Here is a 21,167-nt window from a genome sequence, read left to right as displayed (position 1 = left end):
ACAGTTGTTCCATCAATTTGCTACCGGGAATACAAATATTCAGCGCTCGCTAAAAATAGCGGCATATGAATTTCAGTTCTCTTTTCAATCTCGATAAGGAAAACTTCTCCATGAAAAACACATCTAAGGAACATCCTGCGGCATTATCTTCGTTAATGAAAGCATCGTCTGGAGAAAAACCCACTCTCGCTTTTGTCATTTTCCCAGGCATGACGCCACTTGATATGATTGGTCCCGCGACAGTTCTTGAAGTAGGAGGATGGTTAAATATTGAATATGTCTGGCGCGATTTACTTCCGGTGCGTACTGAGCTGACACATATATCATTTTCACCGAGCACTACATTTGAGCAATTAGATAAAGTGGATATTTTGTGTGTTCCGGGTACAGGAAATCCTTATGCTTTGCTTGCCAAATTAGACATGCTTGATTGGATACATAAAGTGGGAAGTAAAGCATCTTGGGTCACCAGCGTGTGTACAGGATCGATCCTGTTAGGGGCCGCAGGCTTGCTGAAAGGGTATAAAGCAGCGACTCATTGGTCGATGATAGACGATCTCAACGAATTCGGTGCAATACCGGTTAATAAAAGAGTCGTTATCGATAGAAATCGGGTTACTGGAGGTGGAGTCACCGCAGGTATTGATTTCGGTTTGACATTGCTTGTTGAAATCAAAGGTGAAAAATATGCACAAGCAGTCCAACTAGCGATGCAATATAGCCCAGAACCGCCGTTCAATAGCGGCATGCCAGAACTCGCCGGCAAAGAAATGACTAATGCCACGCTTCAAGCTATATTTTCCAATGTGGAACAACAGACACCTAATTACAAAGAAATATTAATTAAAAGCGCCAAGAGAATATCAGATATCTACTGATATATATTTTCGTATTATGGCTCAATTCAACCTATTTCAGCATTCGATTATTTACCAATAACGGAAATATTTTCTATTCTGAGAACGGCTAATTCATAGGTGCATAAATCCAGATTTGTTTTTTAGATTAAAAGGTATAGGCAACCAATCCGGTTGCCGCTTCCAAAAGAAAACTTATCGGATTACGATGTTTCGAATATTCTATTTGAGGAATATTCTTTAATTATTAAAATACTATTTCAATTAAAAAGCTCAATACCAGACAGAAAAAGTATGATTTCAAACTTATCCAAATAATATACCGCTTATATGTAAAGTCTTGCCCACTTATTTACACGAACTTTCATGCCGATTAAGGTATCGGCATAAGTCAATCGGCTATTTGTTCAAGCTTATTCTGGCTCAGCACGACGATTTTAATTATTGTTTCAAGGTTAATACCAATGTCTATCATTGCATGCGCGATTGTCACAATCGCCAGTTTCCTCCCTATATGTAATCCATCTCGAAATTCTTGTTGGAACTCTTTCTGTTCCAGTTTTTGTTCTATTGTTATCAGTAGTTCTTCATATGTCATCAGTATCTCCTCATATTTCTAGGGGACGGTTCAGCTATTTGCCGGATCAGCCCCTCTTCTAACACGAATCTTTAAATACCGATTACAGCTCTCAGCACGAATCAGTGATGTATTTGTTCAAGTTCGTTCTGGCTCAGCCCAGTGTTTTTCATTATTGTTTCATGATCGATACCATTATCCATCAATGCGCGCGCGATTTTCAGACTCGCCCGTTTTTCACCTTTCTGCAATCCTTCCTGGTATGCTTCTTGGTATGTTTCCTGAAATCCTTCTTGGAACGCTTTCTGTTTCAGTTTTTGCGCTATTGTCATCAGTACCTCCTTATATTTCTAGGGGACGGTTCAGCTATTTGCCGGATAAGCCCCTCTTCTAACACGAATCTTTAAATACCGATTACGGCTCTCAGCACGAATCAGTGATGTATTTGTTCAAGTTCGTTCTGGCTCAGCCCAGTGTTTTTCATTATTGTTTCATGATCGATACCATTGTTCATCATTCTACAAGCGACTTCCAGAATTGCCTGTTTTTTACCCTTCAGCAATCCTTCTTGAAGCCCTTCTTGATGCCCTTTATGTTTCAATTTCTGCGCTATTGTCATCAGTAACTCCTCATACTTCGGGAACTGTTCTGCCAGTTGCCGGATAAAACCTTCTGGATCGGCGGTATCTCCCACCAGTAATATGTAGTTTAGCATGCTTTTTAGCAGCTCATATGTATAATAATCATACGCAAACAACATGGTCAGCTCTTGCTGTAACTCCGCCATATCACGTTGCCGGATATGTTTTTGTACTATTTCCAGTAGTGCAACCCGTTTGTGCGTCAGGATTTCATCATCCGGGATTACCGTCACATCTACCAACGGAAACGCGCTGGAATAGATCTCTTCTGCCATAGCCGAAGCATCGAAGCAGTCGAACCAGTTGGTACTCCACGGATACGGCCGTATTTTTCCGTGATAGAACAACACCGGAATAACCAACGGCAATTTTTCATGTCCCTGCTCCAGATGCCATTGCATTGCTGAAATACTGTAACGCATCAGCCGGAATGCCATCATCTTATCCGGGGAACTCTGATGTTCAATCACACAATACACATAACTCTCACCCTGCGTAGTTTTTAATGAATACAGGATGTCGGAATAATGTACCCGCAGATTGTCCTCAATAAATGACCCCGATTCCAGTCGCAGTGTATCAAGATCACAAACTGCCCGTAATGTGGCAGGTAAATGTATCTCTAGAAAATCTCTGGCGGTATCAATATGACTTAAAAACTTTTTAAAAATAGCATCATGTGGCGTCGGTGTATTTTTTCTTTTCATAAGAGGATAGTAGCATATTTTCTTTTATATTGAAGGAATATTAAATAAATAACAATAAACTCTGTCTCATCTCTCTTTTATACCATTGTACAATGTTTTTTATTTAACTAGTTAAAGATAGACTCCTTTCGGAGAAATACCGTTTGCAGCTTGAATGCCGAAACGGTATTTCAGCTAATAATTAATGTATTTTAGTTAAATAATTCAGTAATAGAACATTTTAAAAATCATATTTAATTAGTCTAATCCAGCCTAATTAATTATTTTACGTAATTAATTAACTATTTATCTTAATATGTTCTTACAGCAGTTCTTAATGCCTTAATATCCGAAGAGCAGAGATAGGGTTTTAAAGCATTAAATTTCTCTTCTGACCAATCATATATTTTTAATGCAAGTAGCTCATTGATAATGTGCGGCTCAAAGCGATATTTAATTAATTTCGCAGGTGTTCCAGCTACAACACTATATGGCTCAACATCTTTAGTGACGACGCTATTAGCAGCAACGATAGCGCCTTCTCCAATAGTGACACCTGGCATAATCATTGAACGCATACCAAGCCACACGCCATCATGAATATGCGTGTCACCTTTGCCTACATATGCCTCTTCAATATATTCCATGAATGGATATAAACAGAACCAATCCGCTCTGTGTGTATTGTTTCCACCCATAAGAATGATAGTTTCAGCACCTATGCAAACATAATCGCCAATATACAATTTATCAATTGGCCACTTAGACTCCCATTGAAGACTGATCTTATCACCGTACAAATAGCGAACGACAGATTCTTCAAAACCGCCGCTCCAGCAATCGCTATAATAGCTATGAGTTCCTTTGATGACAATACTTTGATTAGTTACAGCTTCATGTAAAAATTGGATTTTTGACCAATGCTTTTCTTTCATAGTAAATAGTCTCTATTAATTATTCATTTACCATAGAATGCTTTCTACGGTGATGTATCCGCATTCATAATATATCACTCCTAACTGATTCGTGGTTGATTTAATAACGGGATTCTTTTCATATTAGGCGATGAGTTAGTTATTAATTTATATCGGTTATTATTCGTAAATTCTTTTGATCTTATTTACATCATACCAAAAGATATACTTTCAATGCGAACTACTCAGCATTTTTTAGGAAGAAGTAAAACTGGAGAGCGAGGAACTTAGAACAATCCGGTCAATACATTGATAGTTTTGGGAACCTCCAGCGGATGAGGCCGGACAGCAACTATAGGGGTTTTCTATGATGGACTGCCGAAGAAATTCATCGTCAGTCATTACGTTACATAAGGGAAAATCCAGCATGTACAAAAGCAAAAGGTATGGTGAAAATCCCTATATCCTCACCCGTCTGTATAAAACCAAGGTGTGATATCCCACATTTTTAGATGATAGCTCAAATTTTAGCCATCATCTAAAAATCAAAAATTTAGTACGCCCATTTACCTGAACGGTTGCAGAACTGGGGATCAAAACCATTGTGGAGGGTCCGCTTGGACGTCCGCACCCGAGGCTCTAGTTTTATGTAATATCTATATATTCACGCTAGTTTATCCTCAGCCCGTCCCTGACTGGGGAATTGCCGTCTGGGATGAAAACGGAAAATGCGTGATAACCAGTGATACAAAACCATTGGCCATCCCTATGAATTAACAACTGCTGACGACATTAATGGAAGAAATAACACTATGATTTTCAATTAATTGGCTATATGATTACAGAAATTCTTTCGACAAAGGATATGTTATGCTACTCACCGCTATGCTTTTTATGATGGTTGTGATTTTTTTCTTACTAGCTATATTGGTTAACTATTTTTTTATCTTAGAGAGAAAGATAAAAAAAACTCTATTAGCATCGTTATTGATGACTGTTGTTTTAATACTAAGCATTATTATTCCGCCAACTATTCATCAGTATTTTTTAATTTGGTATTTGACATAAGGTCGCGCATTAAATGCACGGCCTTAACGAGATTATTTATTTTTTAAGAAGTTGCATAACTTTATTTTCAAAAATTTGTCTTTCGACATGAAAATTTACATTTTCTTTCCATTCCCCAGTAATATCAAATGGCTCTCCAAACCAATTATTATCCTCCTTCCCCCAGTTAAATGTATCGTATGGGTCAGTGAATTTATCATACAGTTTATAATGTATTACACCATATACATTATATCCATCACCCATTTTTTCAGCACTAACATCTGTCAATTTTCCACTGACAGTTGCGCCTCCAATACCCCAAAGTGGGTCGTAAACTGGAACTTTTTTTTCCGTACCAAAATCATAACCATTTTTAAAATCAATTCGTTCACCGTTTTGAATTTGTGAAATAAAACGAGATTGAATGCTACCCTCTGATCTGCCAAATGCACCCGGTTTCTGCATCAATCCTCGAATTTGATCATGCACACCTATCTCAGAGAGTGAAATTTCTCGGCCTGATTTCCCGAAAAAATGCGATAACAAACCAAATGAACTCATACTGTTGTCTTTTTTTGCATTATCATTAAATGCTTGAGTTGCACCAATACTGGTTTTACTAAAATTCGATTTTCTAAGAGAAAGCAAATTTAAATATTCCATTTTTACCCGTGTCATATTGCCTTTAGCGTAGTTCTCCATCAATCTATTAAGTACTTTTTCCCACCTTTTATCTTTTGGATATTTGCATTCTTTTTCACCACACACTGGACAGATGTTTTTACCTAATCCATTCAAAAAATCCATGTTAAATTTTTTTCTTCTGACATAAAACACCCTTAATAAATATAAATAAATTTCATTTTCTATATATATAGAATTATTTAAAAATTGGCTTTATATCGAATTATTACATATTTTAAAATATGCAATATTCTCGATATGAAATGATTTTACATTTACATTTCACACAAGGATATTAAAATGGCCCGTATGGTTACTGGTACAATTTCTACCTAATTGTAATTATTTTCTCTTGATTACACTGTTATCTTGCAAAATATCTCAAAATAATATATTACATTAAAAATAATGTGTTAATGAAATTAATAACTTAATTATTCCACGCATGCATACACATAATATGTACAAACAGAAAGTGTGCTCAATCGAACCCTCGTATAGAGCTTGGGAAGCTCTCGTTCTACCATTGAACTACGCTCGCTTAGGAATAACATAAATTATTATAGCGATTTCATTGGTATCAGCAAGCCATTATCTGTTTAAGTTGTCTATATTTCAATCAGTTGAAAATAAAAACTCCCCTGATAGCTATGCCACAGGGGAGTTGAAATTTAATTCAAGCTGTTATTTCTGCGGGCGCATTGCCGGGAACAGAATGACATCACGAATGGTATGGCTATTTGTCAGCAACATAATCATACGGTCAATACCAATACCCAAACCTGCGGTTGGTGGCATACCATGTTCCAAAGCCGTTATATAATCTTCATCGTAGAACATGGCTTCGTCATCACCTTCGTCTTTCTGGCGAACCTGTTCAGCAAAACGTTCAGCCTGATCTTCGGCATCATTCAATTCCGAGAAGCCATTACCAATCTCACGTCCACCAATAAAGAATTCAAAACGGTCAGTGATAAACGGATTTGCATCATTACGACGCGCTAGCGGAGAAACTTCTGCCGGATATTCAGTGATAAATGTCGGTTGAATCAGGTGGCTTTCCGCCGTTTCTTCAAAGATTTCACACTGAACACGGCCAAGGCCCCAACCTTTTTCCACTTCAATACCAAGAGATTCAGCGATAGCCACCGCTTTATCCATATCATCCAAATCAGCTATGTTGGTTTCAGGACGATATTTACAAATGGCCTCTTTCATGGTCATTTGGGCAAATGGTTTACCGAAATCAAATTCCTGTTCGCCATATTTAACCAAGGTATTCCCCAAAATATTCTGCGTCAGGGTACGGAACAGCTCTTCTATCAGAACGATCAGATCTTTGTAATCCGCATACGCCATGTAGAGTTCCATCATGGTGAACTCAGGGTTATGGCGCGGAGATACACCTTCGTTACGGAAGTTGCGGTTAATTTCAAACACACGCTCAAAACCACCAACAACCAGACGTTTCAGGTAAAGTTCCGGCGCAATACGCAGATACATATCAATATCCAGCGCATTGTGGTGAGTAATAAATGGACGTGCCGAGGCACCACCAGGAATAACCTGCATCATTGGTGTTTCCACTTCCATAAAGCCTTTACTGACCATAAAGCTACGCAGGGCCAATAAGACTTGAGAACGAATTTGGAAAGTTTTGCGCGATTCTTCATTCGCGATTAGATCCAGATAACGCTGGCGATAGCGAGTCTCCTGATCAGCCAAGCCGTGGAATTTATCCGGCAATGGACGCAGCGCTTTTGTCAGCAGACGCAATTCAGTACAGTGAATGGAAAGTTCACCGGTTTTGGTTTTAAACAGTTTGCCACGCGCGCCCAGAATGTCTCCCAGATCCCATTTTTTAAACTGTTCGTTATAAATACCTTCCGGCAGATCGTCACGGGCAACATATAACTGAATACGACCGCCCATATCCTGTAGTGTGACGAAAGAAGCCTTACCCATGATGCGGCGCGTCATCATACGACCGCCAACCGTCACTTCAATATTCAGTGCTTCCAACTCTTCCTGAGTTTTGTCGTCGTATTTCGCGTGTAGATCTTCTGAAATATTTTCACGATGGAAATCATTCGGGAATGCAGTTCCATTCTCCCGTAAAGCTACGAGTTTTTCGCGGCGAGTTTGCAGTTCATTATTTAAATCGGGAGCCTGTTCTGCGCCCTGTTGTTGTTGTGACATTTTAGTTCCTCATAAGCCAGCTTTAAGGCTTGCTTCAATGAATTTGTCCAGATCACCATCCAGCACCGCTTGTGTATTGCGAGTTTCAACGCCGGTGCGCAAGTCTTTGATGCGTGAATCATCCAGAACATAAGAGCGAATTTGACTACCCCAACCAATATCAGATTTATTCTCTTCCATTTCCTGTTTATTAGCGTTCTGTTTCTGCATCTCCAGTTCATACAGCTTCGCTTTTAGCTGTTTCATCGCCTGGTCTTTATTTTTATGCTGAGAACGATCATTTTGACACTGAGTCACAATGTTGGTTGGGATATGGGTAATACGCACCGCAGATTCTGTTTTGTTAACGTGCTGACCACCCGCACCGGATGCGCGGTAAACATCGATACGTAAGTCTGCTGGATTAATTTCAATATCAATATCATCATCCACTTCAGGATAGATGAAAGCAGAACTGAATGAAGTATGGCGACGACCACCAGAATCAAATGGGCTTTTACGTACCAACCGGTGAACCCCCGTTTCAGTACGCAACCAACCATAAGCATAATCGCCCATGATCTTAATCGTCGCTGATTTCAGACCAGCAACTTCACCGTCTGATTCTTCAATGATTTCCGTTTTAAAACCTTTGGATTCAGCCCAACGCAAATACATACGCATCAGCATACTTGCCCAATCCTGAGCTTCAGTACCACCAGAGCCTGCCTGCAAATCAAGATAACAGTCAGCACTGTCATACTCACCAGAAAACATGCGGCGAAATTCTAACTGACCTAGCTTTTCTTCGAGCTGTTCCAGCTCTACCACGGCTTCATTAAAAGTCTCTTCATCGTCTGCTTCTATTGCCAGTTCCAGTAAACCTTGTACATCTTCCAGACCCTGCTCAAGCTGATCGATAGTTTCGACAATCTCTTCCAATGAGGAACGCTCTTTACCCAAAGCCTGTGCCCGCTCCGGTTCATTCCAAACATCAGGCTGTTCCAATTCAGCATTAACTTCTTCTAAACGCTCTTTTTTGACATCGTAGTCAAAGATACCCCCTCAGAACCGTTGTCCGTTCAGACAAGTCCTGAATGTGGTTTTTTACCGGATTAATTTCAAACATATTTTAGTGTCTTACGTTGTGTAGTCGGAGATAAATGGATAATTTTCGAACCGCGTATTGTAGCGGATTCGGCACAGGGTTTATAGCACTTCAACAGATTTGTCACGTATTCATACGAGAGTACGTGACAATGACTGACTACCTGCTGATCAAACGGTTAATAAGGCCAGAGGTGTTGGATCAAAAGCTGTACATTACGGTTGCCACGAAATTCATTAACATCTAGTTTATAGGCAAGTTCTACTTCGCGAACACTGTTATCTGGCCAGCGGGTAGGATCGATATTGAACGCAATACCATCCAGCATCGGCCCACCGTTTAATGGCTCCACTATCACTTTTAAATGACGCTCTCCAACAATGCGCTGTTGCAGTAGTTTGAATTTACCGTCAAAAATAGGCTCCGGGAATGCCTGCCCCCAAGGGCCGCCATCACGCAACATTTCTGCAATGTCCAATGACAGTTCATTAATTGCTAATTCACCATCACTCCAGATAACACCTTCAAGTTGCGAAATATCTAACCAATCCGCCATTAGCGTAGAAAAGTGATACTGAAATTGTTCGAATTTATCCTGTTCAAGTGACAAACCGGCCGCCATTGCATGACCACCAAATTTAAGTATCAACCCCGGATGCAAAGTATCAAGCCGCTCAAGCGCATCACGCATATGCAATCCCTGCACTGAACGACCAGAACCTTTCAAAATACCGTCACCGGCCGGTGCAAAAGCGATAACAGGCCGATGAAAACGCTCTTTAATCCGGGAAGCCAAAATTCCAACTACCCCTTGATGCCATTCTGGATGATAGAGCGCTAGCCCATAAGGCAGTTCAGTGCTGGTACGTTCAAGTTTGTCACAGATTTGCAGTGCTTCCTGCTGCATTCCCTGCTCTATTTCACGCCGAGTCTGGTTAAGACCGTCCAGTTCACAAGCTATCTGACGCGCCTTTGCTATGTCGTCAGTTAGCAATAAAGTGACGCCAATGGACATATCATCAAGGCGACCAGCGGCATTCAGTCTTGGCCCCAGAAAAAAACCCAAATCGCTGGCTGTCAGCTTATAAGCATCACGGCTGGAAATTTCCAATAATGCACGTATCCCCACACAACAACGTCCTGCACGAATCCGGTTCAAGCCCTGATAAACCAGAATCCGGTTATTGGTATCTAAAGGTACAACATCGGCAACAGTTCCTAGCGCAACCAAATCCAACATCTCGGCCAGATTCGGCAGCGCAATTCCTTGCTTTTCAAACCACTGATCTTTCCTCAGCGCCGCCCTTAAGGCAGACATCAGATAAAATGTGACACCCACTCCGGCCAATGATTTAGACGGGAACGAACAATCGGCAAGATTAGGATTAATAATGGCATCAGCCGCTGGCAAAACGTCACCCGGCAAGTGATGATCCGTGACAATCACTTTCATACGGTGCTGATGGGCAGCCGCAACCCCTTCATGGGAAGAGATACCATTATCCACGGTAATAATCAGGTCAGCGCCTTTTTTGACGACCTCTTCTACCACCTGTGAGCTTAAACCATAACCATCGTCAAAACGATTTGGTACCAGATAATCCAGATGGCGATATCCCATCGAGCGTAATGATCGGATTGCCAATGCCGTGCTAGTTGCCCCATCAGCATCAAAATCACCGACAATAACGATACGCCAGTGTTCATGAAGTGCAGTCAACAAGAGTGACACCGCCTGTTCCACACCACTCAGATGCTGATAATTCAATAACCCTTGAACACCACGCTCCAATTCATTAGCTTGCTGGATACCACGAATGGCATATAAGCGACGCAGTAATGGATGAATCTGTTGTGGAAGATGACTGTCATTCACCGCCGGACGGCGGCGAAGTTGTGTTTCAATATTCACTAAACTTATTTACCACGTTGCGCCAGTGCCGCTGCCAAAGCCTCTGGCGGCATATATCCACCTAACAGACTGCCATCCTTAAGGACAATCGCCGGCGTTCCTTGGACGCCAAACTGGAGACCCAATTTGTAATGGTTAGCAATATCCACTTTACAGCTCTTAATTGGCGAAACATCTTCATTTTTAAACGCAGCATCTAATGATTTCTGCGGTGTTGCGCTACACCAGATAGATTGCATATCTTTAGCAGATTGGTGCTGCATACCCTGACGGGGAAACGCCAGATAGCGCACAGTAATACCCAGTTTATTATATTCTTGCATGTTTTCATGCAATTTATGGCAGTAACCACAGGTAATATCCGTGAAAACGGTAACGACATGCTTCTCTTTTGGCGCTTTGTAGATGATCATTTGATCTGTCATTGCTTCCAGCTTTTTCATCAACAATTGATTACTGACATTCACAGGAGAGCTACCACTGACATCATAAATTGGCCCTTGCAATAAATATTTCCCGTCATCAGATAGATAAATGATCCCTTGCTCGGTCACTACCGTATTTAAACCAACAATAGGTGATGGCTGGATGTTTTCTGCTTTTATCCCTAGTTTCTGCATTGTTCTATGGACAGCACCATCATCAGCAAACGCATTTCCATTAAACCAGGCCAGCAAAAGAGGGAAACATAACACGCTTTTTTTCATTTTCGGTTCCTTTAAATCCGTGCTCACCCACGCGGATGATGTTGTTGATGTAGCAATTTGAGCCGTTCTGTTGCTACATGAGTATATATTTGTGTTGTAGATAGATCACTATGCCCCAATAACATCTGCACAACTCGCAAATCAGCGCCATGATTAAGCAAATGCGTGGCGAATGCATGACGTAAAACATGGGGAGATAACCGTTCAGTATCGATTCCAGCCAGCAGCGCATAATGTTTAATACGATACCAGAATGTCTGTCGGGTCATTTGGCGCCCTCGGTTGCTAGGAAAAAGGACATCCAACGTTGCACCATTTAGCAGCCCAACTCTCCCATATTCCAGATAATTCTCTAGCCAATAAATTGCTTCTTCCCCTAAAGGCACTAACCGTTCTTTATTCCCTTTACCAATCACTCTCACCACGCCTTGACGCAAACTGACATCGGAAAGTGTCAATCCCACTAACTCAGATACCCGCAAACCACAGGCATAAAGCACTTCAAGCATGGCTTTATCCCTTAACTCTACCGGCTGATCTGTACAGGGCGCATTAAGTAGATCTTCTACCTGCTTTTCACTTAAATCTTTAGGCAATCGCTTTGGTAATTTCGGTGCAGACAACAGTGCTGTCGGATCATCCTCCCGCATTTTTTCCCGATAAAAATAGAGAAACAATTGGCGCATGGCACTGAGTAAACGCGCCGAACTACTGGCTTTATATCCTCCATCCACGCGTTCTGCCAGAAAAGAGTGCAAATCTATCATCTGGACAGATAATAAATTATGACCATGATGTATCAACCAGTTATCCAATGCCTGCAAATCCAACCGGTAAGAAGCAAGCGTATTTTCCGCAAGATCATGTTCTAACCAGATAGCATCAAGAAATTGTTCTATCAGTGGATTAGTCAACTGAGTTGGTTGTTTTGACACGAAATACTTTCCTTAAATCTGTACATCTCTGCTGGCTATTATGCCTGAAAAAGCAATTATTCTGTTACAATGCCAATCCAGATATTCAAAAACCATAATGATTAATGATGAAGATTGGTCTTTTTTACGGCTCCAGCACCTGCTACACCGAGATGGTAGCAGAGAAAATCCGCGATATCCTCGGTGAAGATTTAGTTGATCTCCACAATATCAAAGAGACAACACCTGAATTAATGGAAGAGTACTCTGTGCTGATTCTCGGTATCCCAACATGGGATTTTGGTGAATTACAGGAAGATTGGCTGGTTATTTGGGATCAAATTCCTTCCCTCGATTTACAGGGGAAAATTGTCGCCATGTATGGTATGGGAGATCAAATTGATTATAGCGATTGGTTTCTTGACGCTCTCGGTATGCTATATCACCATTTACGCCCTTCAGGTGTACATTTCATTGGCTTCTGGCCGACCGAAGGTTATGAATTTACCAGCCCGAAACCATTAACGGATAATGGCTCACAATTTGTCGGGCTGGCATTAGATGACGTAAACCAGTATGAACAAACTGATGATCGTTTATCGCAATGGTGTATGCAAATCCTGCAAGAAATGGAGCCTCTGCTTTAAGTCAGGAAAATTTCAGCTCAATCAGATATCAGGATATTGCAACAATAGTTGATTAATATGCCTCCATTCATCCTGTGACATACCATCGGATGCGACCCATAAACGGATTTTTTTCTGGTTATAAAAAGATTGAGCCGTAATTAATACGCCATAACGACACAGCCATGGTCGTCGGATAATTCGCCACTCATGCTTCTTCCATTGCAACTTATTATCACTGAGCAGAACTAAAAGCCCTTGTGATTTACGGATATTTTTCTGGCTACGCCCCCAACTGGCAATAATCAACAGTACTAAAGGGAGCCAGAAAATCCAGAAAATAGCGTCATCCGCAGGCCACGGAGCAAGTAGTACGATAAGCGCTATTGCACCATGAACACAGGTAGAAATTAGCTGGGTATGCCAAGATACCCTGAGATCACATTTCCACAGGACCACGATCTTTATTTCTATTCTGAATAAGTTTAATCATGCGAAATAACTCTTCATCTTCTGGACGCCCATGATTCATTAGCCAGTTGAACAGATCAGGATCAGCACATTCAAGTAAGTGAATAAAAAGTCGTTTATCATCATCGCTGAGCGAGTCATATTCATACTTAAAAAACGGCATAATTGAAATATCCAGCTCACGCATTCCACGCCGGCATGCCCAATGAATACGTGCTTTATTATCAATATCCATGTTCAAAAGATCCCCTTTTAATTCTCATTGTTTGTTTTAACACCATTAGCCATATAAGTCGCCCGGCAAACTGATGCATCATGCCAGCTAATAGCAATAATAACTACTTGCATTGTGCTTCAACTCTTTTACCATTATGCATCATTAGCTCAAATATCTGACTGGCAGGATGTGTCATGGCTTATAAAACTCCATTTTCTTCACAATCTCCATTGTCTTCATCAATCCTTCCCCTGACGTTAATATCTCTAGATGACTGGGGACTGGTAGCAGCAACTGGACCGGATGCAGAAAAATATCTACAAGGTCAGGTTACAGCAGATATTTCCGCACTTGCAACGAATCAGCATGTGCTTAGTGCGCATTGTGACGCAAAGGGTAAAATGTGGAGTAATCTGCGCCTCTTCCATCGTGGTGAAAGCCTTGCTTATATTGAGCGTCGCAGTGTGCTGGAAAATCAGCTTACAGAACTGAAAAAATATGCCGTATTCTCTAAAATTACACTAGTTCAGGATGAAAACGCGGTACTGCTCGGTGTTGCAGGTAAAAACTGCCGGGAAGCATTAAGCAGCTTCTTCCCAACTCTGCCGGATGCTGATAACGCTGTCGTTGCACATGAAACTACGACTTTGCTCCACTTTACCTTGCCGTCTGAACGTTTCCTCTTGGTAACAAACACCGCAATCGCTGAGCAGTTAACAGAAAAACTTCAAGCTCAACTTAATAACAGCGAACAGTGGTTAGCTCTGGATATTGAAGCAGGCTTCCCGGTCATTGATGCAGCAAATAGTGCACAGTTTATTCCCCAAGCAACTAACCTTCAGGCATTGGCAGGAGGGATATGCTTTAAAAAAGGGTGTTATACCGGTCAGGAAATGGTAGCCCGTGCTAAATACCGCGGAGCAAATAAACGCGCCATGTACTGGCTGGCTGGCAATGCCGCCAAAACGCCTATGGCTGGAGATGATTTGGAATGGCAATTAGGGGATAAGTGGCGGAGAACGGGTACCGTTTTGGCTGCCGTTAAGTTGAATGATAATAGTATCTGGGTACAAGTCGTCATGAATAATGATATGGAAAGTCATAGTGTATTCCGTGTCCGTGACGATGAAGGGCATTCACTCACTATTCAGCCTCTGCCTTATTCTCTTGATGAAAAAAATAATTAATGAGGTTTATATGTCGTTAGCAGTACCTACCGTTGATTTTGGCCCTTTTACGAATGTCATCGGTTTTTTGATGGAGTTAGATAAGCTGAAAAAAGTTCAACGGCGGACTAAGTTACTGGATAATCATCGTCGGGAAAATTCAGCCGAGCATAGTTGGCATTTTGCTATCGCCGCAATGAGTTTTGCACCCTATGTAAAAGAGGTGGATATCCAGCGGGTTATTCAAATGGCATTAATTCACGATATTGTAGAAATTGATGCGGGTGATGTCATGGTTTACGATTTAGCAGCCCGTGAAGCTATTCATGAACAGGAAATCAAAGCCGCCGACCGTCTTTTTGGTTTACTCCCCGAACCACAGAAAAATCATTTTATGTCACTTTGGCAAGAGTATGAAGCAGCAGAAAGCCAAGACGCCCGTTTTGCTCTTACGCTGGATAGACTAATGCCGATGCTGATGAATCTGTATAATAAAGGGCAAAGTTGGGTAGAAGACGGTATTCGTTTTGAGCAAGTGATTAGCCGCAATAAATTCATTGCCGATGCCTATCCTGAATTATGGCAATATCTGCTGCCACAACTGGAAATCGCACAGAAGAAAGGTTGGTTGAAATAACTTTTCTCGAAAATTTTACACTACAAATTCAGTGCACATATTAACCATACGGTGCACTGAGTTAATTACAGACTACAGTTGTTTTGATGAAAAACCTTATATTTCACCTCGATGATCTCACTATCCCTAATCTACTTGTTTCCAGACAGTTCTTTCTCAGAAAGCGGCAATGCATTTGGATTCATCTCTCTCAATTTGCCGTTGACATATATCCGCCCATCCTTTCCTTCCCCACCTAACAATCCATTCTTACCCTTTTTACCCGCCTTTCCGGAACAAGCTACATTTTGACTTACGTCTCCACCCTTACTCTGTCTGATATTACCGATACCACCATCACCGCCTTTCCCTGCATATCCTCCCTTACCGCCAGGTGCTCCCATGCCTGGTACTGACCAACTAATAATGTGTGGTTTACCAGTAGAATAGCTAAAATCTATGTCACCCCCATCTCCACTACAACCTCCATTACCCCCATCCCCTCCATCTCCTCCGCACCCTCCAATCGCAGGCTGGCACAGTGTGCCAACAGTAAGATAATGATTATAATCAGCAACATTACCATAAAAACTACCATCCCCCCCATGCCACCATCACTACCCGCCGACCACAACTCTACCTGCCCATCCACATTATCACATACGACAGTTAGTCTCGGCCCCTCTCCACCTGGTGCGCCACCCGATCCCTGCGCTCCCGAAGAACCTTTAATTCCATCAGTACCTGATGTAGGGGAAATTAGACAGGTATGTTTATTCTGACGACCAGGTGAACCCTCAACGCCATCAGTTCCGCTATTTCCAGTTGCACCAGGAGCACCAATTTCTCCATCAAGCCCTTTACTGATAAAGTGCTGTGGACCGTTTCCAACCCCTTGAATGATATTCGCTTCAATCCTACCGTTGGTGTAGCAAATAATTTTGCCTTCCGGTTCAATGGTTATCTGGTTGTACACCAAGACAACCAGTTCACCAGAGTGTTATTTATCTTTAATAATCAATGGATTAATTTCAGTAACAGTGATGTTTTCGCCACTATATAACGCAACTTTCATCGGAAAACGCTTAGCATTAAGCATTTCTTCATAATCTTTGACCAATTTACTTCCGGCGTTATTTTCACGGCTTTCTTTGCAAAATGACGACGAGCCAATACCTTCAAATGAGCCTGTTCAGGGCAGTATATCTGGACTTCTTGATTTCTCTTCAATTCTCTGCTGATGGTCGACGGGCTTCGCTTAAATGATTCAGCAATGAAAAGCTGTGAAAAACCGGCTTCTTTTAAACTGGAAATCTGGTATCTTTCTGTTTCGGTCAGTTGCTATACTTCAGCATCTTTCCACCCAAAGGAAAATGCATTATGAAATACAAATAACTGACCAGTGGAAAACAATTATTAGATGTACAACTCCATCACGAAATTTACCGTATGATCTATAACGATAAAAAAAGAGTTATTTATGAACACATCTTCGTTGTCGCAAGTAAACCTTGCCACAAACGATACGGAAAATATGAACCCATTCCCCTTATTTATAGTCTTCAAGCCAGTCTAAAGTATGATTATCACTATGATTCCCTACATTACCGTTAACATATACCTTGCCAGAAGTCCCTGCATTGCCGGATTTTCCATCAATACCAGCTTCACCAGATACTCCGGGATGACCATTACTATTTAATCCTCTATTACCAACGCCACCTACCCCACCTGCTCCGCCTATTCCTCCCTTACCACCTACCCCTCCATTACCGCCATCTCCTCTATATGACAGAGCATTAATTACTGGCTGACCCTGAGTGAAATTAATATATATGTTACCACTGTCCCCACCGTTACCCCCATTACCTCCATCCCCTCCATTACCGCCATCTCCTCCCCTTCCTCCATATCCAGCACTACATTTGTTTGTTGCAGATCCTCCATTTCCACCATTCCCTCCATTACCTCCATTACCGCCATATCCACCCTTTCCACCCTTACCACCTATCGATGCCGCATTGACTACTCCAGTAAAAATGTCAACATTAATAATTACGTCATTTGCACTGCCAGCTCTTTTGCCATCCATCCCTTGTGCTCCCGAAGAACCGCCAGTTGCATCAGTACCTGGTGTGGATTTAACAGAGCAACCATGTTTATTCTCTGAACCAATATTACCATTGCTGCCATTAACCCCATTACTTCCCTGTTCACCCTCAAAACCATCGTCTCCATCAGAGCCTTTACTGATAATGCTCTGCTTTTTATCATCATTGCCGTTCCCTACAACAGTATTAGCTTCGATCTTACCATTAGTGCGGTAAATAATTTGACCTCCCGGTTCAATGATTATCTGGTCATATACCAAGACAACGGGTTCGCCATAATCATCTTTATCTTCAACAAGCAATGGTGCATCTGCGGTAACAGTGATTTTTTCGCCAACGTATAACGCAACCTTCACCGGGAAACGCTTAGCATTAAGCATTTCCTCATAATCTTTGACTAAAGCAGAATTACTATAGATATAGGCCCTAAAAGCTTTACACAAATCAATATGATAACCCGTGACATTTGCCAATCGTTCAGCAGAAAACGGTTCAGGTAACGGATGATGGGGTTCCATTTTGCCAGGGCCGTACTCGCTGTCAGGTATACCTCCGAGTGCCTTCAGCTCTTGTATGGTTTGTACCGTAAAAAACGCAGGTGGCACAGTCGCGGTCTTCGGATCGTTAGAGAATATTACCTTGCCGTCAAAATCCGAGGTCTTAAGTTGCTTTGGCTGCCGTTCTACACCAATCAGATGATAATTCTGATGTAATATTGCCAAAGTTTCAGCAACCGTTCTTATTTTATCCATAGATATTCTCCAAAGTTTAAATTTATACCCGTTATCTTTCAAGTTGCCTCTTTGTTGGCTGCACTCTCTCACTTCGGTCACATAGTTACCTATGCTCCCGGGGATTCGCTCCCTTGCCGTCGCGATGCATCTTGAAATCCATAGGGTATATACAGTTAGGATAACTTTATATATCAGTTGTTCATTTAACCAAGCTCCAAAGTATCAACTGCTATCACTACCGATTGTGACACTAAATTACTAATAGCCAGAATATTGCCCCTGGCTAATTACCAGATTAGCCATAGTGGAGACATCGATTTTTTCTGGCAAAGGATGTAAGCATTTCAACAACGGGTAGGCCAGAAAAATAATTTCCATAAGAATCAATTAGGTAAGTATTTATTCACATTACAGAAAGCGATTGAATGCGATATTTAAATGACACAATTTAAAATATTAATGTAATTTCCCACTTTTTTCATTAATTAAAGAGAATATTTCTGTGATACATCACGATCTTTTAATACGTGCTGACTAAATATTTCAATTTTATATTTGTCTCATTAAGTATTATTAGGAAATACAAATAAAAGATAATAATCATGATTATATTCTTCAAAAATCACATTGAGCAACAGGCACTATTGCCATGCCGATAACAATCGCCATTAATTTACCCAGGAACCAATGCAAAATCGGCTTCATACTCAGTACACTTGTAAAACCTGAGTGGCGAAAAACGAAGCCAACCAGCAAGGCCAGCCCCAATAAGTATTCAGTAATTAATAATGTAAACCACTTGAACATAAGCAAAACCAAGATCTGACCCTATTTCCCCTTATTTATCGTCGTTCAGACCCGTCTGATTGCGGCACCACTAGCGATTAAGTTTCCGATCAGATTCCCGTTCATGACCGTTGACATATATCTTGCCGGTGTTACCGTCATCTCCAAATTCTCCTTTAAGACCATCTGTACCATAGGCTCCCGACAAACCATGTACACCGAGTACTCTGGTACTATTTCCAGGTTCACCCCCTATTCCTCCCCAACCGGCCTTCCCACCTTCCCCACCAAGACCATTAATTGACATAACCTGAAGTACTGGACCACCGTCAGAGTAATTAATATATATGTTACCACTGTCCCCACCTTTCCCCCCCCTGCCTCCATTCCCTCCATTTCCTCCAGCGCCCCCATTTCCTGCCTCCCCAGCAGGACACCACTTGATTGTTTCATTGCCCCAATTACCTCCATTACCCCCATTACCCCCACGTCCCCCAAGACCGCCTCTTCCACCGTTACCACCATTACCACCTATCGTTGCCGCATTTATTGTTCCAGTAAGAGATTGACTAGTAATAGTCAGGTCATTCGCATTTCCAGCCGCTGCACCATCCCCCCCTAATCCTCCGACAGAACCGCTGGCTCCATCAGTACCTGATGTGGCGTTAATTAAGCAGCCATTTTTACTATCTGTACCATCTTTACCATCACTGCCATTAGCCCCTTGATTTCCTGGTGCGCCATCAAGACCATCGGTGCCATTACTGCCTCTATTGACAACATTCTCCTTTCCAGTATTTTCATTCCCTACAATAGTGTTAGCTTCGATTCGACCATTAGTGCGGTAAATAATTTGACCTCCCGGTTCAATGATTATCTGCTCATACACCAAGACAACCGGTTCACCATAATCATCTTTATCTTCAACAACCAATGGATTATCGGAGGAGATAGTCATTTTCTCGCCACTGTATAACGCAACCTTCATCGGGAAGCGCTTAGCATTAAGCATTTCTTCATAATCTTTGACTAAAGCAGAATCACTATAGATATAGGCCCTAAAAGCTTTGCACAGATCAATATGATTACCAGAAACATTTGCCAGCCGTTCAGCAGAAAACGGCTCCGGTAACGTATGATGGGGTTTCATTTTGCCAGGGCCGTACTCACGGTCAGGTACACCGCCGAGCGCTTTCAACTCTTGTATAGTTTGTACTGTAAAAAATGCAGGTGGCACAGTCGCTGTTTCTGGATCGTTGGAGAATATTACCTTGCCGTCAAAATCCAAGGTCTTAAGTTGTTTTGGCTGTCGTTCTACACCAATCAGATGATGATACTGATGTAATATTGCCAAAGTCTCAGCAACCGTTCTTATTTTATCCATGAGAATTCTCCTGAGTTTAAATTTATACCCGTCATCTTTGAAGTTGCCTCTTTGTTGGCTGCACTCACTCACCCCGGTCACATCGTTATCTACGCTCCCGGGGATTCATTCCCTTGCCGTCGCGATGCAACTTGGAATCCATAGGGTATATACATTTAGAATAACTTCATATATCAATTATCCATTTAACCAAGTTCCAAAGTCTCTATTGCTATCCCTACCGGTTATGTCACTAAATTGCTAATAGTCAAAATTAGCCATAACGAAAGCACCGATTTTTTCTGGCAAAATATACAGCTACTTCAACAACAGGTAGGCCAGAAAGATAATTCCAACGAGAATTAATTAGGTAAATATTTATTCACTTTACAGAAATCAATTAAATACAACATTGAAATTACACAATTTAAAATATTAATGTAAATTCTCATTTTTTCCATTAATTATGGAGAATATTTCTGTTATATATCACTACCTTTTAATAGATACTAATTAAAATTTCAATTTTATACTTATCTCATGAGGTATTATTAGAAAATACAAATAAAAACAACAAGTATAATTGTATTTTCAAAAATCACCATAAGATATAAATCCATAGATATTATTGAATAATGAAATTATGAATATAATTTAAATTAAAAGTAGAAAATAACTCTCTTTACAATAAGAAGATTTCTTACAAATAAACGCTTAAATGACCGATAAAAAAGTAAATAACCTCAGCTTCGTTTAAAAATAGCGATATCACAATCCCGTAAATTCAAGCTCGGTTTTTTAGGTTGGAATGTATAAGCAATTAAGCCCGCGACGATTTCCAATAAAAAA

Annotated in this window: 21 protein-coding genes, 1 tRNA gene and 1 pseudogene; 4 read left to right on the top strand and 19 right to left on the bottom strand. The window is 41.1% G+C overall.

Translation table 11 applies throughout. The features are described from left to right. Nucleotides 1-110: 110 nt before the first annotated feature. Entirely contained in the window at nt 111-878 is a 768-nt protein-coding gene (locus ACGF5R_RS06610) for a DJ-1/PfpI family protein (RefSeq protein ID WP_387690195.1), read from the top strand. 370 nt (nt 879-1,248) lie between these two features. On the opposite strand, the gene ACGF5R_RS06605 is transcribed toward ACGF5R_RS06610, so the two are convergent. The 11 genes from ACGF5R_RS06605 to xerD form a co-directional block, all read right to left on the bottom strand. After that, a complete protein-coding gene (locus ACGF5R_RS06605; protein ID WP_049582303.1) occupies nt 1,249-1,455 on the bottom strand; it encodes a hypothetical protein in 207 nt (68 codons plus the stop codon). A 101-nt stretch (nt 1,456-1,556) separates the two neighbouring features. Further along, complete coding sequence (locus ACGF5R_RS06600) at nt 1,557-1,766, bottom strand: hypothetical protein (protein ID WP_387690193.1); 210 nt, start codon at nt 1,764-1,766, stop codon at nt 1,557-1,559. Between the two features lie 101 nt (nt 1,767-1,867). Beyond that, nucleotides 1,868-2,782, bottom strand: a complete 915-nt coding sequence (locus ACGF5R_RS06595; RefSeq protein WP_387690191.1) for an Rpn family recombination-promoting nuclease/putative transposase — start codon at nt 2,780-2,782, stop codon at nt 1,868-1,870. Nucleotides 2,783-3,072: 290 nt separating this feature from the next. Continuing rightward, nucleotides 3,073-3,696, bottom strand: a complete 624-nt coding sequence (locus ACGF5R_RS06590) for a CatB-related O-acetyltransferase (RefSeq protein WP_387690189.1) — start codon at nt 3,694-3,696, stop codon at nt 3,073-3,075. 1,083 nt (nt 3,697-4,779) lie between these two features. Then, entirely contained in the window at nt 4,780-5,532 is a 753-nt protein-coding gene (locus tag ACGF5R_RS06585; RefSeq protein WP_112876713.1) for a hypothetical protein, read from the bottom strand. A 340-nt stretch (nt 5,533-5,872) separates the two neighbouring features. Beyond that, nucleotides 5,873-5,950 (bottom strand) — tRNA-Gly (locus tag ACGF5R_RS06580). Between the two features lie 143 nt (nt 5,951-6,093). Next, the gene (gene lysS, locus ACGF5R_RS06575; protein WP_112876714.1) at nt 6,094-7,608 is read right to left on the bottom strand and encodes a lysine--tRNA ligase; all 1,515 of its coding nucleotides are present in this window, start codon (nt 7,606-7,608) and stop codon (nt 6,094-6,096) included. A 9-nt stretch (nt 7,609-7,617) separates the two neighbouring features. After that, a protein-coding gene (gene prfB / locus ACGF5R_RS06570) for a peptide chain release factor 2 (protein ID WP_112876715.1) occupies nt 7,618-8,716 on the bottom strand; the annotation gives its coding sequence in 2 pieces (ribosomal slippage) (nt 7,618-8,640 and nt 8,642-8,716; 1,098 coding nt in all). A 157-nt stretch (nt 8,717-8,873) separates the two neighbouring features. After that, complete coding sequence (recJ, locus tag ACGF5R_RS06565; protein ID WP_112876716.1) at nt 8,874-10,607, bottom strand: single-stranded-DNA-specific exonuclease RecJ; 1,734 nt, start codon at nt 10,605-10,607, stop codon at nt 8,874-8,876. Nucleotides 10,608-10,612: 5 nt separating this feature from the next. Continuing rightward, on the bottom strand, nt 10,613-11,314 hold the full coding sequence (gene dsbC / locus ACGF5R_RS06560) for a bifunctional protein-disulfide isomerase/oxidoreductase DsbC (protein ID WP_112876717.1): 702 nt from the start codon (nt 11,312-11,314) through the stop codon (nt 10,613-10,615). A 23-nt stretch (nt 11,315-11,337) separates the two neighbouring features. Beyond that, on the bottom strand, nt 11,338-12,249 hold the full coding sequence (gene xerD / locus ACGF5R_RS06555; protein WP_240000698.1) for a site-specific tyrosine recombinase XerD: 912 nt from the start codon (nt 12,247-12,249) through the stop codon (nt 11,338-11,340). 107 nt (nt 12,250-12,356) lie between these two features. On the opposite strand from xerD, the gene fldB reads away from it, so the two are divergent. Continuing rightward, nucleotides 12,357-12,875 (top strand): flavodoxin FldB, encoded by a 519-nt coding sequence (fldB, locus tag ACGF5R_RS06550; protein ID WP_112876718.1) that lies wholly within the window; start codon nt 12,357-12,359, stop codon nt 12,873-12,875. Nucleotides 12,876-12,896: 21 nt separating this feature from the next. Here the strand turns inward: fldB and ACGF5R_RS06545 are convergent, their stop codons facing one another. After that, nucleotides 12,897-13,313, bottom strand: a complete 417-nt coding sequence (locus tag ACGF5R_RS06545) for a protein YgfX (protein ID WP_112894409.1) — start codon at nt 13,311-13,313, stop codon at nt 12,897-12,899. Next, nucleotides 13,294-13,560, bottom strand: coding sequence for an FAD assembly factor SdhE (sdhE, locus tag ACGF5R_RS06540; RefSeq protein ID WP_112876720.1), 267 nt, complete (start codon nt 13,558-13,560; stop codon nt 13,294-13,296). The genes ACGF5R_RS06545 and sdhE overlap by 20 nt, the downstream gene beginning before the upstream one ends. 176 nt (nt 13,561-13,736) lie before the next feature. On the opposite strand from sdhE, the gene ygfZ reads away from it, so the two are divergent. Further along, entirely contained in the window at nt 13,737-14,729 is a 993-nt protein-coding gene (gene ygfZ, locus ACGF5R_RS06535) for a tRNA-modifying protein YgfZ (protein WP_387690187.1), read from the top strand. A gap of 10 nt (nt 14,730-14,739) precedes the next feature. Continuing rightward, complete coding sequence (locus ACGF5R_RS06530; RefSeq protein ID WP_112876722.1) at nt 14,740-15,345, top strand: HD domain-containing protein; 606 nt, start codon at nt 14,740-14,742, stop codon at nt 15,343-15,345. Between the two features lie 131 nt (nt 15,346-15,476). On the opposite strand, the gene ACGF5R_RS06525 is transcribed toward ACGF5R_RS06530, so the two are convergent. The 6 genes and pseudogenes from ACGF5R_RS06525 to ACGF5R_RS06500 all read right to left on the bottom strand — a co-directional run bounded on the left by ACGF5R_RS06525 (nt 15,477) and on the right by ACGF5R_RS06500 (nt 20,339). Next, nucleotides 15,477-15,728 carry a hypothetical protein gene (locus tag ACGF5R_RS06525; RefSeq protein WP_112876723.1) on the bottom strand — a complete coding sequence of 84 codons (252 nt, stop codon included), beginning with the start codon at nt 15,726-15,728 and terminating at the stop codon, nt 15,477-15,479. Nucleotides 15,729-15,781: 53 nt separating this feature from the next. After that, the gene (locus ACGF5R_RS06520; protein ID WP_112876724.1) at nt 15,782-16,300 is read right to left on the bottom strand and encodes a hypothetical protein; all 519 of its coding nucleotides are present in this window, start codon (nt 16,298-16,300) and stop codon (nt 15,782-15,784) included. A gap of 134 nt (nt 16,301-16,434) precedes the next feature. Continuing rightward, a pseudogene (locus tag ACGF5R_RS06515) lies at nt 16,435-16,662 on the bottom strand (helix-turn-helix domain-containing protein); the annotation flags it as partial. Nucleotides 16,663-16,873: 211 nt separating this feature from the next. Further along, complete coding sequence (locus ACGF5R_RS06510) at nt 16,874-18,187, bottom strand: hypothetical protein (RefSeq protein WP_112876725.1); 1,314 nt, start codon at nt 18,185-18,187, stop codon at nt 16,874-16,876. Nucleotides 18,188-18,784: 597 nt separating this feature from the next. Continuing rightward, the gene (locus ACGF5R_RS06505; protein ID WP_112876726.1) at nt 18,785-18,976 is read right to left on the bottom strand and encodes a hypothetical protein; all 192 of its coding nucleotides are present in this window, start codon (nt 18,974-18,976) and stop codon (nt 18,785-18,787) included. A gap of 70 nt (nt 18,977-19,046) precedes the next feature. Further along, nucleotides 19,047-20,339, bottom strand: coding sequence for a hypothetical protein (locus ACGF5R_RS06500; RefSeq protein WP_387690185.1), 1,293 nt, complete (start codon nt 20,337-20,339; stop codon nt 19,047-19,049). Nucleotides 20,340-21,167 lie beyond the last annotated feature (828 nt).

The sequence above is a fragment of the Photorhabdus sp. RM71S genome (assembly GCF_042879355.1).
GTDB lineage: Bacteria > Pseudomonadota > Gammaproteobacteria > Enterobacterales > Enterobacteriaceae > Photorhabdus > Photorhabdus kayaii.
This window is presented reverse-complemented; position numbering and strand designations above follow the sequence as displayed.

Bases quoted from the DNA above. Each gene is read 5' to 3' on its own strand.
- fldB (WP_112876718.1), top strand. From the start codon at position 12,357: ATGAAGATTGGTCTTTTTTACGGCTCCAGCACCTGCTACACCGAGATG.
- ACGF5R_RS06505 (WP_112876726.1), bottom strand. From the start codon at position 18,976: ATGTTCAAGTGGTTTACATTATTAATTACTGAATACTTATTGGGGCTG.
- lysS (WP_112876714.1), bottom strand. From the start codon at position 7,608: ATGTCACAACAACAACAGGGCGCAGAACAGGCTCCCGATTTAAATAAT.
- dsbC (WP_112876717.1), bottom strand. From the start codon at position 11,314: ATGAAAAAAAGCGTGTTATGTTTCCCTCTTTTGCTGGCCTGGTTTAAT.
- ACGF5R_RS06600 (WP_387690193.1), bottom strand. From the start codon at position 1,766: ATGACAATAGCGCAAAAACTGAAACAGAAAGCGTTCCAAGAAGGATTT.
- ACGF5R_RS06590 (WP_387690189.1), bottom strand. From the start codon at position 3,696: ATGAAAGAAAAGCATTGGTCAAAAATCCAATTTTTACATGAAGCTGTA.
- sdhE (WP_112876720.1), bottom strand. From the start codon at position 13,560: ATGGATATTGATAATAAAGCACGTATTCATTGGGCATGCCGGCGTGGA.
- ACGF5R_RS06530 (WP_112876722.1), top strand. From the start codon at position 14,740: ATGTCGTTAGCAGTACCTACCGTTGATTTTGGCCCTTTTACGAATGTC.
- ygfZ (WP_387690187.1), top strand. From the start codon at position 13,737: ATGGCTTATAAAACTCCATTTTCTTCACAATCTCCATTGTCTTCATCA.
- ACGF5R_RS06610 (WP_387690195.1), top strand. From the start codon at position 111: ATGAAAAACACATCTAAGGAACATCCTGCGGCATTATCTTCGTTAATG.
- ACGF5R_RS06595 (WP_387690191.1), bottom strand. From the start codon at position 2,782: ATGAAAAGAAAAAATACACCGACGCCACATGATGCTATTTTTAAAAAG.
- ACGF5R_RS06510 (WP_112876725.1), bottom strand. From the start codon at position 18,187: ATGGATAAAATAAGAACGGTTGCTGAAACTTTGGCAATATTACATCAG.
- ACGF5R_RS06585 (WP_112876713.1), bottom strand. From the start codon at position 5,532: ATGGATTTTTTGAATGGATTAGGTAAAAACATCTGTCCAGTGTGTGGT.
- ACGF5R_RS06605 (WP_049582303.1), bottom strand. From the start codon at position 1,455: ATGACATATGAAGAACTACTGATAACAATAGAACAAAAACTGGAACAG.
- ACGF5R_RS06525 (WP_112876723.1), bottom strand. From the start codon at position 15,728: ATGGGAGCACCTGGCGGTAAGGGAGGATATGCAGGGAAAGGCGGTGAT.
- ACGF5R_RS06500 (WP_387690185.1), bottom strand. From the start codon at position 20,339: ATGGATAAAATAAGAACGGTTGCTGAGACTTTGGCAATATTACATCAG.